We start from the raw sequence: 14869 nt of genomic DNA, 5'->3' as shown, positions 1-14869 counted from the left end.
CCCCCCCGGGCGGTGGTGGGGGCGGATGCCGCGGCATCCGCCCCCGTGATCAACGCGGTCACTGAACCGCCACGGCCCACTTCTCGCCGAGCAGCGTGCCGGCATCCGTCGACTGCTTCTCGGCCGGGACGACCGTCTCGGCGGGGACCTCGGGCAGCGCGGCCGCGAGCTCCTCGTCGATCGTGCCCGCTGCGGTCATGGCCTCCATGCGCGCCGGACGGGCGCCGCCCTTCAGCCACAGGTTCTGCACGTCGTCGCTGTAGAGGAACTCCTGCCACAGACGCGCCGCAGCCGGGTGCGGGGCGTCCTTGTTGATGGCCTGGTTGTAGTACGAGGCGTAGCCGACGCCGTCGAGCACGATGACCTTCCAGTTGGGGTTGTCCTTGCCCGCCGCGGTGTTCAGGTAGTCCCAGTCGAAGACGACCGGGGTCTCGCCGCTGGTGATGGTCGCGGGGGTCACATCGACCTTGAGGAAGTTGCCGGCCTTCTGCAGCTCACCGAAGAACTCGATTCCGGGCGTGTAGTCGTCCAGGTCCCCGCCGGACTGCACGGTGGCGAGGCCCACGGCGCCGAACGCGGAGCCGGCCTGGGTCGGGTCGCCGTTGATCGCGACGGCACCCCTGAAGTCGGCGTCCTTGAGATCGTCGAGCGAGGTGGGCTCGGGGAACTTCGACGAGTCGTAGCCGATCGACATGTACCCGCCGTAGTCGCCGACGAACAGCCCGGTCGGCTCCTTCAGCGCGTCGGGGATCTCGTCGAAGTTCTCGACCTTGTACGGCGCGAAGGTGTCTGTGCTCTGCAGTGCGACGGCCAGTCCGAGGTCGAACACGTCGGGCGCGGTGTCCAGGCCCTTGTTGGTCTCTGCGGCCTGGATCTCCTCGGCGCTGGAGACGTCGGGCGAGGCCTCGTTGATGGTGATCTCGGGGTAGCGCTCGGCGAACAGGTCGAGGATCTCGCCGTAGTTGGCCCAGTCGCGCGGCAGCGCGATCACGTTCAGGGCGCCCTCGGCCTTGGCCGCCGCCTCGAGGTCTTCGAGGGTGCCGAAGTCGGCAAGCGACGTTGCGGTCGCAGCGTCCACGGACGAGCCGCTGTCGCCTGCGCTGCTGTCGGCGGCGCAGGAGGTCAAGGCCAGGGCGGCCGTGGCCGCGAGGGCGATGCCGGCGACGAGGCGCGCACGGCGGGTGATGCTGGTCATCAGGGTTTCCTCTCGGATTTCCCGCGCTCGCGCACGGGAGTCGGGTTACGAGAGGAAGCTACGGCGCACGAGTTACCGGGTGGCGCGAACCGGGTGAACGACAGGTGTCCTGAGGGCGAATCGGTGAGGGGCCCGCTGCCCCTGCTCGTACGTCGAGACCCCCGGCTGCAACATCAGCAGCCGGGGGTCTCGACGGTAGGCGGGGCCTGAGCGTCAGGCGTCCTCGGATTCGACGTCGACGCCGGCCTCGGCGCGCTGCTCGGGCGTGATCGGCGCGGGTGCCTCGGTCAGCGGGTCGAAGCCGCCACCCGACTTCGGGAAGGCGATGACCTCGCGGATCGACTCCGTCTTCGTCAGATGCTGCATGACGCGGTCCATGCCCAGCGCGATGCCGCCGTGCGGGGGAGCGCCGAACCTGAACGCCTCGAGCAGGAAGCCGAACTTCTCGTCGGCCTGCTCCTCGGTGATGCCCATCACGCTGAACACACGCTTCTGCACGTCTTCGCGGTGGATGCGGATCGAGCCGCCGCCCAGCTCGGAGCCGTTGCAGACGATGTCGTACGCGTAGGCGAGAGCGGATGCCGGGTCGGTGTCGAACGTCGCCTCGAACTCGGGCTTCGGCCCGGTGAACGCGTGATGCACGGCCGTCCACGAGCCGGAGCCGACCGCCACATCGCCGGACGCCACGGCGTCACCGGCGGGCTCGAACATCGGCGCGTCGACGACCCAGGTGAACGCGAAGACGTTCGGGTCGAGCAGTTCGAGGCGGCGGCCGATCTCGACGCGCGCGGCGCCGAGCAGTGCGCGGCTGGCCTTCGTCTCGCCCGCGGCGAAGAAGGCGCAGTCGCCCGGCTTCGCCCCGACGAGCTCGGCGAGACCCGCCTGCTCGGTCTCGGAGAGGTTCTTGGCGACCGGGCCGCCCAGCGTTCCGTCTTCGTTGAAGAGCACGTACGCGAGGCCGCGGGCACCGCGCTGCTTTGCCCAGTCCTGCCAGGCATCCAGCGTCTTGCGCGGCTGCGACGCACCGCCGGGCATCAGTACGGCGCCGACGTACTCCGACTGGAACACGCGGAACGGGGTGTTCGCGAAGTACTCGGTCGCTTCGACGAGCTCGAGGCCGAACCGCAGGTCGGGCTTGTCGGAGCCGTACTTGGCCATCGCATCGGCGTAGGTGATGCGCGGCAGCGGGATCTGCACGTCGACGTCGATGGTCTTCCACATCGCGACGATGAGGGACTCCATCATCTCGATGACGTCCTCCTGCTCGACGAACGACATCTCGATGTCGAGCTGGGTGAACTCGGGCTGACGGTCGGCGCGGAAGTCCTCGTCGCGGTAGCAGCGGGCGATCTGGAAGTACTTCTCGACACCGCCGACCATGAGCAGCTGCTTGAACAGCTGCGGCGACTGCGGCAGGGCGTACCAGCTGCCCGGGTGCAGGCGCGCCGGCACGAGGAAGTCGCGGGCGCCCTCGGGGGTCGAACGCGTCAGCGTCGGGGTCTCGACCTCGACGAAGTCTCGACCGTGCAGCTCGTCGCGGATCGCCTTGTAGACGTCCGAGCGCAGGCGCATCGCGGCGGCCGGGCTCGGACGGCGCAGGTCGAGGTAGCGGTGCTTCAGACGCACCTCCTCGCCGATCGGGTCGGATTCGGCCAGGCCGCTCGAGACCTGAAAGGGGAGCGGGGCGGACTCGTTGAGAACGACCACCTCAGCCGCGATCACCTCGATCTCGCCGGTCGGCAGGTTCGGGTTCTCGTTGCCCGCGGGGCGGCGCGAGACCTCGCCGGTCACCTGCAGCACGAACTCCGAGCGCAGCGGGTGCGCCACCTCTTCGTCGCGGATGACGACCTGCGCGATGCCCGATGCATCGCGGAGATCGATGAACGCGACGCCTCCGTGATCGCGGCGACGATCGACCCAGCCCGAGAGGGTGACGGTCTGACCGATGTGCGAGGCATCGAGTGAGCCTGCCGTGTGTGTGCGAAGCACGGAGATTCCTTCTGATCGGGAGATATGAACCCGCCCAGTCTACGTGGCGGGTCGTGACGCCCGATCCGGCGGGGTGCTCGCCCGCGATACGGTGGGCGGGTGACGGCACGACGACTCCACCTGGTGCGCCATGGCGAAGTGCACAATCCGAAGCGGGTGCTCTACGGGCGCCTGCCCGATTACCACCTGAGCAGGGCTGGGCGCCGGATGGCGCGCGATGCGGCCGAGTATCTGGCATCCACAGGCCGCCCCGTGAGCGAACTGCGTTGCTCTCCGCTCGAGCGCACCCAGGAATCCGCCGAGCCGTTCACCGAGCTGTTCGGGCTGGACGCCACGCACGACGCGCGCATCATCGAACCCGCCAACGTGTTCGAGGGGCAGCGGATGTCGCGCGCTCTGCGCAATCCGTTCAACTGGCGGCATCTGCGTCGACCGTCGGTGCCCAGCTGGGGTGAGCCGTACACGTCGGTCGCGACGCGCATGCGCGCGGCGATGGATGAGGCGTGGGATGCCGCCGAGCGGGCGGCCGCGGTGCACGAGGGCGACATCGTGTTCGTCTCGCACCAGGCGCCGATCTGGATCACGCACCTCTCGGTCGCGGGCATCACGCTGCAGCACGATCCGCGCACCCGGCGCTGCGCGCTGTCGAGCATCACCTCGTTCGAGCGCGTCGGCGACGTGTGGCGTGAGGTCGACTACGCGGAGCCCGCGGCCAAGGGCGTCGACCTCGGCGCGGTCTGACCCACCGGTTTCGAATCGCTCACCTGGCGGCGATCTCGGCGCAGAAACCGCCAGGTGAGCGATTCGAACGCCACCGGGGGGCCGGCTCAGAGCGCGCATAGGAACCGCGCGTACGATTCCCAGCGTGTCCGTGCCTGCTCGATCCCTTCGCGGCGCTTGGCGCATCGGCGCCGCAGCGCTCGCCGCGACGCTCGCCATCGGCCTGAGCGCCTGCGCGCCCGACCCCATGGTCGAGGCGTACAAGAACGGCGATCAGAAGGCGTACACGACCGCCGATTTCCGAGTCGAGTCGATCCCGGCGGCCGAGCGCAAGGCGCCCGTCGATTTCGGCGGGGTCACCGAAGACGGGACGACGTTCTCGAGCGACGACATCCGCGGCGAGGTCGCCGTCGTGAACTTCTGGTACGCCGGGTGCGGGCCCTGCCGCATCGAAGCCGAAGACCTCGAGGCGACCTGGCAGAAGCACAAGGACGACGGCGTGCAGTTCATCGGCGTGAACATCTACGACCAGGCCGACACCGCGAAGGCCTTCGCGAAGACCTACGGCGTCACCTACCCGAGCCTCATGGACGCCACCACCGGCGACGCCAAGCTCGCGTTCGCCCGGGTGACGCCGATCCAGGCACCGCCGACCACGCTCGTGCTCGACAGGCAGGGGCGGGTCGCCGCGCGCATCATCGGGCCGATCGACGGCACCTCGATCCTGTCGACCCTCATCAAGGACGCCCTCGAGGAGAAGGCGTGACTCCGGATGCCGTGATCGGAGCCGGCGCGCTCTGGATCGCCATCCCACTCGCCCTGCTCGCAGGGCTCGTGTCGTTCCTGTCGCCGTGCATCCTGCCGCTGGTACCGGGGTATCTGGGATTCCTCGGGGGAGCGGCGGGAACCGCAGCCCCCTCGGCGCAGGTCAGCGCATCCACCTCCCCACGCCGCCGGATGCTTCTCAGCGTCCTCCTGTTCATCGCCGGGTTCACGGTGGTGTTCGTCGCCTACACGGTGATCGGCGGCGCGGCATCCGTCTTCTTCCTGGAATGGGGCGACCTGATCACCCGCGTCCTGGGCGGCGTCGTCGTGCTGATGGGCCTGGTCTTCCTCGGAATGTTCGGCTTCGCGCAGCGCGAGTACAAGATGCGGGTCGACTCGACCGCCGGTCTCATCGGCGCACCTCTGCTCGGCTTCACGCTCGCGATCGGCTGGGCGCCGTGCACCGGCCCCACACTCGGCGCCATCATCAGCGTCGGCTGGACCCTGGGCGATCCGTGGCGCGCCGGACTGCTCGGTGTCGCGTACTCGCTCGGCCTCGGCATCCCGTTCCTGCTGGTCGCGCTCGGCTTCGGCTGGGCGACCAGCGCGACCGCCTTCATGCGGCGCCACATCCGCGTCGTCAACATCGTCGGCGGTGCGCTGCTGATCGTGCTGGGCCTGCTGATGGTCACCGGCGTGTGGACCCAGATCATGTCTCGACTCACGGCGGTGATGAGCAGTGTCATCCTCCCCCTCTGATCGCTCCGACGGCACGGCGGCCGCCTCCGATCCGCTTCGGCCCTCCGATCACATCGACTCCGCGCCCGTCGACGACAACGACATCAATCAGCCCGCGCTGGGCGTCGTCGGCTGGCTGCGGTGGGGCTGGCGCCAGCTGACGTCGATGCGCGTCGCGCTGGTGCTGCTGCTGATCCTCGCCATCGCCGCGATCCCCGGATCGGTGTTCCCGCAGCGCACGGCCGACCCCAACGGCGTCGTGCAGTACCGGCAGAACAATCCCGACATCTTCCCCGTGCTCGACGCGATGCGGATGTTCGACGTGTACTCGTCGCCCTGGTTCTCGGCGATCTACCTGCTGCTGTTCGTCTCGCTGATCGGCTGCATCATCCCGCGCATCAAGCACCACGCGAAGGCGCTGCGCGCGTTGCCGCCGCGCACCCCGGCGCGGCTCGGCCGACTCGAGCACCACCGTTCGGTGACCCGGGAGAACGGCGACGCGGCCGCGGCGATCGACGTCGCCGAGAAGCAGCTCAAGTCGCTCGGGTACCGCGTGGCACGCTACGACCGCGGCACGACGTGGTCTGTGTCGGCCGAGCGCGGGTACTGGCGAGAGACCGGCAACCTGCTCTTCCACATCGCTCTCGTCGGCGTGCTGGTCACGGTCGGCATCGGCGGAGGCTTCGCGTACACCGGCCAGCGCGTGGTCATCGAGGGCGCCAGCTACGTGAACACCCTGATCGACTACAACTCGATCAACCGGGGTCGTTTCGTCGCGGACGACACGTTCCAGCCCTACGCGCTCACGCTCGACTCGTTCGACGTTACCTACGAGGATTTCGGCACCCCCGGTGCGGGTCAGGCCGGCAACTTCGCCGCCAACCTCTCGGTGCGAAACGTCGACGGCTCGACCAGCAAGGGCACCGTGCGCGTGAACCACCCGCTGCACGTCGGCGGCGACAGCGTCTACCTGCTCGGCAACGGATACGCACCGACCATCACGGTGCGCAACGCCGAGGGCGACACGGTGTTCAGCGGGCCGGTCGAGTTCCTGCCGCAGGACAGCGCGATGACCTCGCTCGGCGTGGTGAAGGTCACCGACGGCATGCCCGAGCAGCTCGGCATGATCGGCTTCCTCTACCCGACACCGCTGAAGATGAAGAGCGGCGCGTACACCTCGGTGCACGGCGCGCTGAACCTTCCGCTGCTGACGCTGGACGTGTATCAGGGCGATCTCGGCGTCGACGGCGGCAAGCCGGTCTCGGTGTTCGAGCTCGACACCGACGGTCTCGAGAAGCTCAACGGCCGCACCACCGACACCGAGTCGATCGAGCTGCAGCCCGGTGAGACGGCCGACCTGCCCAACGGGCTCGGCACCGTCACGTTCGAGAACGTGTCGCCGAAGGGCGCGAAAGACACGCTGCAGTCGGTCAAGCGCTACGTCTCCCTGCAGATCCACCACGACGCGTCGGCGCCGTGGGTGCTGGCGTTCGCGCTGCTCGCCCTCGCCGGCCTGGGGCTGGCCCTTTTCGTGCCGCGTCGACGCATGTGGGTGAAGGCCACCACCGCCGACGACGGCACCCACCTCGAGTACGCCGCACTCGCGCGCGGCGACGATCCGACCCTCGCCGCCGCCGTTGACGACCTCGTCCGCGGACACGAGCGGCTTCTCGAAGCGGCCGCGCCCGAAGGCTCGACCCCCGCGAAGGGAGCATGACATGCCCGACCTCGATTCGATCTCGATCCTCACGCTGTGGACGGCCATCGCCGTCTACGCCGGCTCGTTCATCGCCTACGCCTTCGACCTCGCCCGTCGCTCCTCCGCGACGATCGCAGAGGTCGAGACGCCGGTGCTGGTCGCAGCCGGGGGAGCGGATGCCCGTGGCGCCGGCTCGCCGGCATCCGGAACCGCCGCAGGCGGCGCAGCCAGGAGCGGGAAGGCGAAGAGCGGCACGCCGCGCTACATCTTCGCCCGCATCGGCACGGCGCTGGCGATCCTCGGCTGGCTGTTCCATCTCACGTCGACGCTGACCCGCGGCTTCGCCGCCGGACGCGTGCCGTGGGCGAACCTGTACGAGTTCGCGATGGTCGGCACGCTGCTGATCATGGCCGTGTACCTCGTGGTGCTCACCCGCATCGACCTGCGCTACCTGGGAACGTTCATCTCGGGGCTCGTGGTCGTGCTGCTGGGGGCCGCCGCGGCGAACTTCTACGTCGCGGTCACCCCGCTGGTCGACCCGCTGAAGTCGGTGTGGCTCGTGATCCACGTGTTCGTGGCATCGCTGTCGACCGCCCTGTTCGCGCTCGCCTTCGCTCTGTCGGTCATGCAGCTCATGCAGTCGCGGCGCGAGCGTCGCATCGCGGGCGGCGTCGAGAACGCGGGTCCGGGGTTCCTGCGCACACTGCCGAACACGGTGCGTCTCGAGAACATGGCGTACCACTTCACGGTCGTGGGCTTCATCTTCTGGACCTTCACGCTGATCGCCGGCTCGATCTGGGCGCAGGACGCCTGGGGTCGCTACTGGGGCTTCGACGTGAAGGAGACCTGGACGTTCATCATCTGGGTGCTCTACGCCGGGTACATCCACGCCCGCGCGACGCGCGGCTGGCGCGGCAACCCGTCAGCATGGCTCTCGATCACCGGATTCACCGCCGTGATCTTCAACTTCGCGATCGTGAACGTCTTCTTCAAGGGCCTCCACGCGTACTCCGGCCTGAGCTGAGCTGAGCTGAGCTGAGCTGAGCTGAGCTGAGCTGAGCTGAGCCGTGCTCTTCGCCTACGAGGCCACCCACGCGGCGGGCACGCAGGAGAACAGACGAGGGCAGGACCTGGATCATCGGATCCGTCCTGCCCTCGTCTGTTCGCCTGCGCCCGCAGAGGCAGGCCGCAGGCGTCCGGATGCTAGGCCGCGGCCAGCACGGCCTTCGCTGACGTCGTGCGCCGGGTGGCCACCGCGATGGTGGCGGCACCGAGCGACAGCACAGCCCACACGACCAGCCCGGCGAAGGCCGCACCGCTCGGCTCGATCAGCCCGCTCAGAGCGGGCGCCGTCGGCATCGCGGCGCCGAGGCCCGCGAGCCAGTCGGGCACCGTCGAGATGAGGCTCGTCGCGAATGCCAGCACGCCCACCAGGGCGCTGATCCAGCGACCGATGCCGCCGAGCACGGCGACGAGCGCCTGGTTGATCGCGGCGAAGGCGATGCCGACGATGATCGCGAAACCGGCGAAGCCCCACCACGTCGCCGCGTCGTACGCCACGACCAGCTGCACGACCAGTGCGGCCAGCAGGCCCTGCGCCGCACCGATCGCCGCGGCGGGCCAGAACCCGCGCAGCACCATGCCGGCCGACGAGCGTCGCGAGGTGAGCGCGCTGCCGGGAACCGCCCGCAGCACGACGAAGGACGCCAGCGCCCCGAACCACAGCACGACGGCCGACAGCAGGGGGATCGTCGCCGGACCGAAGAAGTCGTTCGTGTCGGAGCTCGAGGTGACCGGGTCGGCGATCACCGACGCGAGGGAGGTCGACTGCTCGTCGTCGAACGACGGCAGCGAGGTCGACGCGGTGCGCAGGCCCTCGGCGAGCTCGTCGGTGCCGGATGCCAGGTCGTCGAGTCCGCTCGAGAGCTCACCCGCACCGTCGCCGAGGGCGGTGATGCCGTCGCCGAGCTGCGACGCGCCTTCAGCGAGGCCCGATGCCCCGGTCGCCGACTGGCCCACTCCGTCGGCGAGCTGGCCCAGTCCGCTGCCGAGCTGGGATGCCGCCGCACCGGCCGTACGCAGCTGGCCGGCGACGGCCTTGGGGGCCTCGGTGCTCAGCTGCGTGAGCCCGTCCGCTGTTCCCGCTGCGGCCGCCGAGGCTCCCGCGGTGCCAGTCCTCAGAGCGGGCAGACCCTCCTTCTGATCCGTCTGGAGGGTCTTCAGAGCACCGCACACCTGGTCGCCGGCGGGATCGATCCCGGGCGTGCGGGTGGAGCACAGCATGACGAGCTGGTCGATGCCGCTTGAGAGCTTCGCGACTCCGCTGTCGACCCCGGCGGTGGCCTGCTTGGCCCCGTTCGCGGCATCCAGCAGCTGACCCGGCACGAGTCCGCCGCTCTCCAGCGCCGCCGCACCCGAGATCAGACCCTGTCCGAGCTGCGTCGCGCCCGAACCGGCTTCGCGCGCCTTCCCGGCGATCGTGCTCAGGCCACCCGCGAGCTCACCCGCGCCGTCTGCGAGCTTGTTCGCCCCGTCGGCCAGCTGCGCCGCGCCGCCCGGGATCTCGGCCGCGCCGTCGGCCGCAGAGCGTGCACCGGCGGCGAGCTGGTCGGCGCCGTCGGCGGCATCCCCGATCTGGTCGCCGATGGTCTTGAAGCCGATCAGCACGTTGCCGACCGTCGCCTCGCTCAGCATCGTGCCGAGGGTCGAGGCGGCGACCGAGGCGATCTGCTGGCTGATCAGCCCGTCGGCCACGCGCCCGTCGGGCGGGGAGGTGACGCTGATCTCGGCCTGCTCGGCGGTTGCCTCACCGTCCTGCAGGGCGACACCCGCCGAGGTGGCGTCCTTCGAGAACGACTTCGGGATCGTCACGATCGCCTGGTAGCGGCCGTCGGCCATGCCCTCGGCAGCATCGTCCTCGTTCGAGATGACCCACGTGAGGTTCGAGTCGAGCTCATCCGAGCCCTCCACGAGTCCTGCGGCGAGCTGACGGCCGAGCGGGGTGTACTGCCCGTCGATGGTGACCGGCTTGTCGAGGTTGACGACCGCGGCGGTCATCTCCTCGAGGCGGTCGGTCGGGTCGTGCAGGGCGGCGACGAGGATCCCGCCGATCATCGCGGGCAGCAGCAGCACCCCGATGAGCGTCAGCCAGGTGATCGGTCGCCGGGAGCGTGCGCGTTCGATGGGAAGACTCATGCGGTCACCTCGGTCGGGTCGGGAAGGACGGAAGTGCGGGACAGATCCGAGACGGATGCCGGGGCGCGGCCGGCATCGACGAGCAGCCGCTGCGCGGCATCCGGATCGGTCGTGGTGAAGACCACGGCGAGAGCGTCACCGGCGTCGCGCAGCTGCGCGGCGATCTGGTCGCGGTGCGAGAGCGACATGCGCTCGATGCCGTGCAGGATGACCAGCGCCGTGTGACCGCGCAGCGCCTCGCCGACGTGAGCGGGGGCATCCGGCTGGTCGAGCAGCGCGACGCCGACGTGCGCGCGCACCCACACCGCGCGACCGGGCAGCAGGTGTCCGGCGATGCGCAGCCTGCCGGCATCCGGCGTCACCCGTCCCGCCAGCACGAGAGCCAGGGCGCGCAGCGCGCGCGACGTCGTTCCGGTGACGACCAGCGAACCACCCGGCGCGAGGCGCAGGTGCGCCCGGTGGATGTCGGCCTCGTCGACGACGAGGTCGTCGGCCGCGAGGACGCTCCCGTCACCCGGCCACGCCTCGAGCGCGCGCTCGCGCTCGACCGCCTCGCCCTCGATGTCGACGTGCGGCAGGATGCGCTGCATCCACCGCGGGATGCGCCACGCGCGATCGCCGAGGATCGCCATCACCGCGGGGATCAGCGTCATGCGCACGAGGAACGCGTCGATCGCGATGCCCGCGGCGAGCCCGAGGGCGATCGGTTTGAGCGACGAGTCGCCCTCCGGCACGAACGCGACGAAGACTGCGAACATGATGAGCGCCGCCGCCGTGACCACGCGGGCGGTGCCGGCGAAGCCGGATCGCACCGCCTCGACGGCCGCAGCGCGACCAGAGCCGGCGGCGTGCACGAAGTCCTCGCGCATCCGCGAGACGAGGAACACCTGGTAGTCCATGGCCAGGCCGAACAGCACACCCATCAGCACGATAGGCATGAAGCTGATGATCGGGCCCGTGCGCGCGACGTGCAGGGCATCCGCGAACCAGCCCCACTCGAAGACCGCGGCGACGACGCCGAACGCGGCGGCGATCGAGAGCAGATAGCCGATCGCCGCGGTGACCGGCACCCAGATCGAGCGGAAGACGATCGCCAGCAGGATCAGCGACAGGCCGATCACGAAGATGCCGAACGGAAGCAGCGCCGAGCCGAGCTGATCGGAGATGTCGATCGCGACGGCGGTGAATCCGGTGACCTTCAGGTCGATGCCGTACTCGTCGAGCCACTCGTCGTGGTGCGAGCGCAGTTCGCGCACGAGGTCGCTGGTGGCGGGGTCGTCGGGGGCGGTCTCGGGGATGATCTGCACGATGCCGGTGTCGGCCGTCTCGTTCGGGGTGGCCAGGGCGACCTCGCGCACGCCGGGCAGCTTCTCGACCTCGTCGCCGAGATCCTGCATGAGGTTCAGCGGATCGGTGGAGGTGACGATCGTGCCGGTGAGGATCAGCGGGCCGTTGAAGCCGGGGCCGAATTCCTCTGCGGTGAGGTCGTAGCTGATGCGCGCCTCGGATCCCTTCGGCAGCACGCCGGCGTTGGGCAGTGCGAGGTTGAGGCTGAGGGCCGGGATCGCGACGACGCCGAGACCGACGATCACCGCCGTGGCGACCATGACCGGACGCTTCGTGATGGCGTCCACCCAGCGCCGCGAGAAGGTGGGCCGAGGTGCGGCATCCGTCTTCCGGCGCGCGCGGCGCGGGCGCCCGGCGACGCGACCCTTGACGAAACCGAGCATCGCGGGGGTGAGCGTGACCGAGATGGCGACGGCGATCGCCACGGCGACCGAGGCGGCGACGCCCATGGTCGTCAGGAACGGGATGCCCGCGAAACCGAGCCCGATCAGGGCGATCAGCACCGTGACTCCGGCGAACACGACGGCCGAGCCGGCCGTGCCGACGGCTCGTGCGGCGGACTGCTCGGGATCGACGCCATCGCGCACCTGATCCTGGTGCCGGGCGACGATGAACAGCGCGTAGTCGATGCCGACCGCGAGGCCGAGCATGAGCGCGAGCAGGGGAGTGGTCGACGAGACGGTCGCGAATGCCGTGGCGGCGAAGATGCCGGCCATCGAGATGCCGACGCCGAGCACGGCGGTCAGCAGGGGAAGGCCCGCGACGACGAACGAGCGGAACGTCACGATCAGCACGAGCAGGGCGATGAGCAGGCCGATCGCCTCGGTGATCGTGACGGTGGGGATCGACGTGGCGAACAGGTCGCCGCCGAGCGCCGCCTGCGATCCGTCCGGCAGCGCCGTGGCGAGGTCGTCGACGCGCTGCTGCAGGTCGTCTTTCACGCTGTCCGGCACGTCCGTCGACTGCCCGTCGAACTGCAGGCGCACGATCGCGGCGGTCTTCTCGTTGTTGACCATGCCGGTGATGTTCTCGTCGTAGGGCGACGTCACGGCGAGCACTCCGTCGATGCGCTCGAGAGCCCGCACAGTGCTCTCGATGTCGTCGCGGTACGCGGTATCAGTGACGTCATCGCCGTCGGCGGCGACCACGATGAACTGGGCGTTCGTGCCGCTCACCTGGGGGAAGGTACGCTGCAGCTGCTCGAGTCCGGCCTGCGACTCGGTGCCGGGGATGGAGAACGTGTTGTCTGTTCCCGCGCCGAGCCCCACCGCGCCGCCGCCCGCGACGCCGAGCACGATCAGCCAGGCGACGAGCACACGCCAGGGGTGGCGGAACGACCATCGGCCGAGCGAGGAGAGAAGGGTGGACACGCGGCCTCCGCAGAATCTCGATACATGTCTGTATTGAATACGTAGATGTATCGTAAGGGCATCGGGATGCCGGATGCTGTGCACCCGATGTGAAGGAGGAGCCGATGTCGACGACGCGCAGCCGTGAGAACACCCGCGCGCGCCTGCTCGAGGCGGCTGCGCAGGTGTTCGCCGAAATGGGCCTGGAGGGCGCCACCGTCGAGGCCGTCTGCGAGCGGGCCGGATTCACCCGCGGTGCGTTCTACTCGAACTTCGAGTCGAAGGACGCCCTGTTCCTCGAGCTCGCCGCGTCGGTCGGCGAAGCGCGCCTGCAGGCCGTCCGCGAGCGGGTCTCGGCCCTCGTCGGCCAGAACGCCATCGACGACTGCGACCCGGCCGACCTCGTGCAGCAGATCATGGACTCCGGCGCCGATGACCGCGTCGGCGTGATGATGATGAGCGAGATCCGCATCCGTGCGCTGCGGGATCCGGGATTCGGCGCCGCGTACCTCGCACAGGAGGACGAGATGGTGGGCAGTATCGCCGCCATCATTCAGGAGATCGTCGACACGGGGCAGATCACTCTGCGCATCGGCGCGGAGGAGGCGGCCCGGCTGCTGATGATCGTGTGGGAGGGGATGATCGTGCGCGGCGCGATGAGCGGCGAGGATTCGGATCGACTACGCCGCACGGGCAGCGAGGCCCTCGGCCGCATAGTCGAGCTGATCCGCCTCTAGACGCAGGCCTATTCGCCTGCTCTGGTCGCCGGTTCTGGTCGACGGCCTCAGCCTCGGGCATCCAGCAGCGCGTGGCAGCGCTCGAGACGCGCCAGCCACCAGTCGCGCCGCTCAGCCGGTGCCTCCAGGCGTGCCAGTGCACCGGCATCCGGAATCACCCGCGCCGCAGACACCGAGCCGCCCACCGGGCGGGCGTCGGCGACGTCGTCGGTGAAGAGCGAGGCGGTGCCCAGCCCGCAGTCGAACTCGAGAGAGGGGAGGGATGCCGCGAGCGCCGCCCCCTGCGACAGCCCCACTGCGGTGTCGAGCGCGCTCGAGACGACCGCCGGCAGCCCTGCCTGCGCGACGATGTCGAGCGCTCGCCGGATGCCGCCGAGCGGCTGCGCCTTGATGACGACGAGATCCGCGGCGCCGGCGCGGGCGACCGCCAGCGGATCATCGGCCTTGCGGATGCTCTCGTCGGCGGCGATCGGGATGCCCATGTGCTTCACCCGACGGCGCAGCTCCGCGAGCTCGTCGACCGACGCGCAGGGCTGCTCGGCGTACTCGAGATCGAACTCGGCGAGAGCGTGGATGGCGTGCTCGGCCTCGTCGACGTTCCAGCCGGCGTTCGCGTCGACGCGGATCCGCCCTTCAGGCCCCACCTGCGCGCGTACGGCGCGCACGCGGGCGATGTCGTCGGCCAGCGCCTGGCCGCGCTCGGCCACCTTGACCTTGGCGGTGCGGCATCCGTCGAATCGGGCGAGCACCTCGGGCACGCGCGCCGCCTCGACGGCCGGCACGGTGGCGTTGACGGGGATGCGCTCACGCAGCGCCCGGGGCTGCTCGTGCCAGGCGAAGTTGATCGCCGCAGCGAGCCAGGTGGCGGCCTCGGCGTCGGGGTACTCGACGAAGGGCGAGAACTCGGCCCAGCCCTGCGGTCCCTCGAACAGCAGCGCCTCGCGCACGTCGACGCCGCGGAAGCGCGTGTTCATCGGCAGGGCGACCACGCGGGCGGTCGCGAGCAGGTCGGCGAGGGGCGGCGTCATGCGTCCATCATGCCCGCGCATCCGGCCCGGGCTCTTCGTCGACACCCCATCTCGTGCTCACGCCCCCCACCTCGCCCACACCCCCATCTCGTGCCGACACCCCTGGA

Annotated in this window: 11 protein-coding genes; 6 read left to right on the top strand and 5 right to left on the bottom strand. The window is 69.9% G+C overall.

Annotated features, from left to right (window positions below):
- Positions 1-58: 58 nt before the first annotated feature.
- Together H9633_RS03645 and aspS are read right to left on the bottom strand one after the other, a co-directional pair.
- Complete coding sequence (locus tag H9633_RS03645) at positions 59-1195, bottom strand: ABC transporter substrate-binding protein (protein WP_191712131.1); 1137 nt, start codon at positions 1193-1195, stop codon at positions 59-61.
- A 213-nt stretch (positions 1196-1408) separates the two neighbouring features.
- Entirely contained in the window at positions 1409-3184 is a 1776-nt protein-coding gene (aspS, locus tag H9633_RS03640; RefSeq protein ID WP_191712130.1) for an aspartate--tRNA ligase, read from the bottom strand.
- 99 nt (positions 3185-3283) lie between these two features.
- Between aspS and H9633_RS03635 the strand changes: the two genes are divergently transcribed.
- The 5 genes from H9633_RS03635 (at position 3284) to ccsB (ending at position 8130) form a co-directional block, all read left to right on the top strand.
- Positions 3284-3925, top strand: coding sequence for a histidine phosphatase family protein (locus tag H9633_RS03635; protein ID WP_191712129.1), 642 nt, complete (start codon positions 3284-3286; stop codon positions 3923-3925).
- A 124-nt stretch (positions 3926-4049) separates the two neighbouring features.
- Entirely contained in the window at positions 4050-4670 is a 621-nt protein-coding gene (locus H9633_RS03630; RefSeq protein ID WP_318247183.1) for a TlpA family protein disulfide reductase, read from the top strand.
- Positions 4667-5428 carry a cytochrome c biogenesis CcdA family protein gene (locus H9633_RS03625; RefSeq protein WP_191712128.1) on the top strand — a complete coding sequence of 254 codons (762 nt, stop codon included), beginning with the start codon at positions 4667-4669 and terminating at the stop codon, positions 5426-5428. The genes H9633_RS03630 and H9633_RS03625 overlap by 4 nt, the downstream gene beginning before the upstream one ends.
- The gene (resB, locus tag H9633_RS03620; protein ID WP_191712127.1) at positions 5409-7124 is read left to right on the top strand and encodes a cytochrome c biogenesis protein ResB; all 1716 of its coding nucleotides are present in this window, start codon (positions 5409-5411) and stop codon (positions 7122-7124) included. Before H9633_RS03625 ends, resB begins: the two co-directional genes overlap by 20 nt.
- Position 7125: 1 nt before the next feature.
- The gene (gene ccsB, locus H9633_RS03615) at positions 7126-8130 is read left to right on the top strand and encodes a c-type cytochrome biogenesis protein CcsB (RefSeq protein ID WP_191712126.1); all 1005 of its coding nucleotides are present in this window, start codon (positions 7126-7128) and stop codon (positions 8128-8130) included.
- Positions 8131-8309: 179 nt separating this feature from the next.
- Here ccsB and H9633_RS03610 read toward each other — a convergent pair whose 3' ends face one another.
- Together H9633_RS03610 and H9633_RS03605 are read right to left on the bottom strand one after the other, a co-directional pair.
- Positions 8310-10301 carry a YhgE/Pip domain-containing protein gene (locus H9633_RS03610; RefSeq protein WP_191712125.1) on the bottom strand — a complete coding sequence of 664 codons (1992 nt, stop codon included), beginning with the start codon at positions 10299-10301 and terminating at the stop codon, positions 8310-8312.
- Positions 10298-13018 carry an MMPL family transporter gene (locus tag H9633_RS03605; RefSeq protein ID WP_191712124.1) on the bottom strand — a complete coding sequence of 907 codons (2721 nt, stop codon included), beginning with the start codon at positions 13016-13018 and terminating at the stop codon, positions 10298-10300. The genes H9633_RS03610 and H9633_RS03605 overlap by 4 nt, the downstream gene beginning before the upstream one ends.
- A 104-nt stretch (positions 13019-13122) precedes the next feature.
- Here H9633_RS03605 and H9633_RS03600 point away from each other — a divergent pair, with 104 nt between their 5' ends.
- The gene (locus H9633_RS03600) at positions 13123-13734 is read left to right on the top strand and encodes a TetR/AcrR family transcriptional regulator (protein WP_191712123.1); all 612 of its coding nucleotides are present in this window, start codon (positions 13123-13125) and stop codon (positions 13732-13734) included.
- Between the two features lie 47 nt (positions 13735-13781).
- Here the strand turns inward: H9633_RS03600 and H9633_RS03595 are convergent, their stop codons facing one another.
- Positions 13782-14762: an o-succinylbenzoate synthase gene (locus tag H9633_RS03595; RefSeq protein WP_191712122.1), complete on the bottom strand. Its 981-nt coding sequence runs from the start codon at positions 14760-14762 to the stop codon at positions 13782-13784.
- Positions 14763-14869 lie beyond the last annotated feature (107 nt).

The organism is Microbacterium commune (assembly GCF_014836945.1).
Taxonomy (GTDB): Bacteria; Actinomycetota; Actinomycetes; order Actinomycetales; family Microbacteriaceae; genus Microbacterium; species Microbacterium commune.
This window is presented reverse-complemented; position numbering and strand designations above follow the sequence as displayed.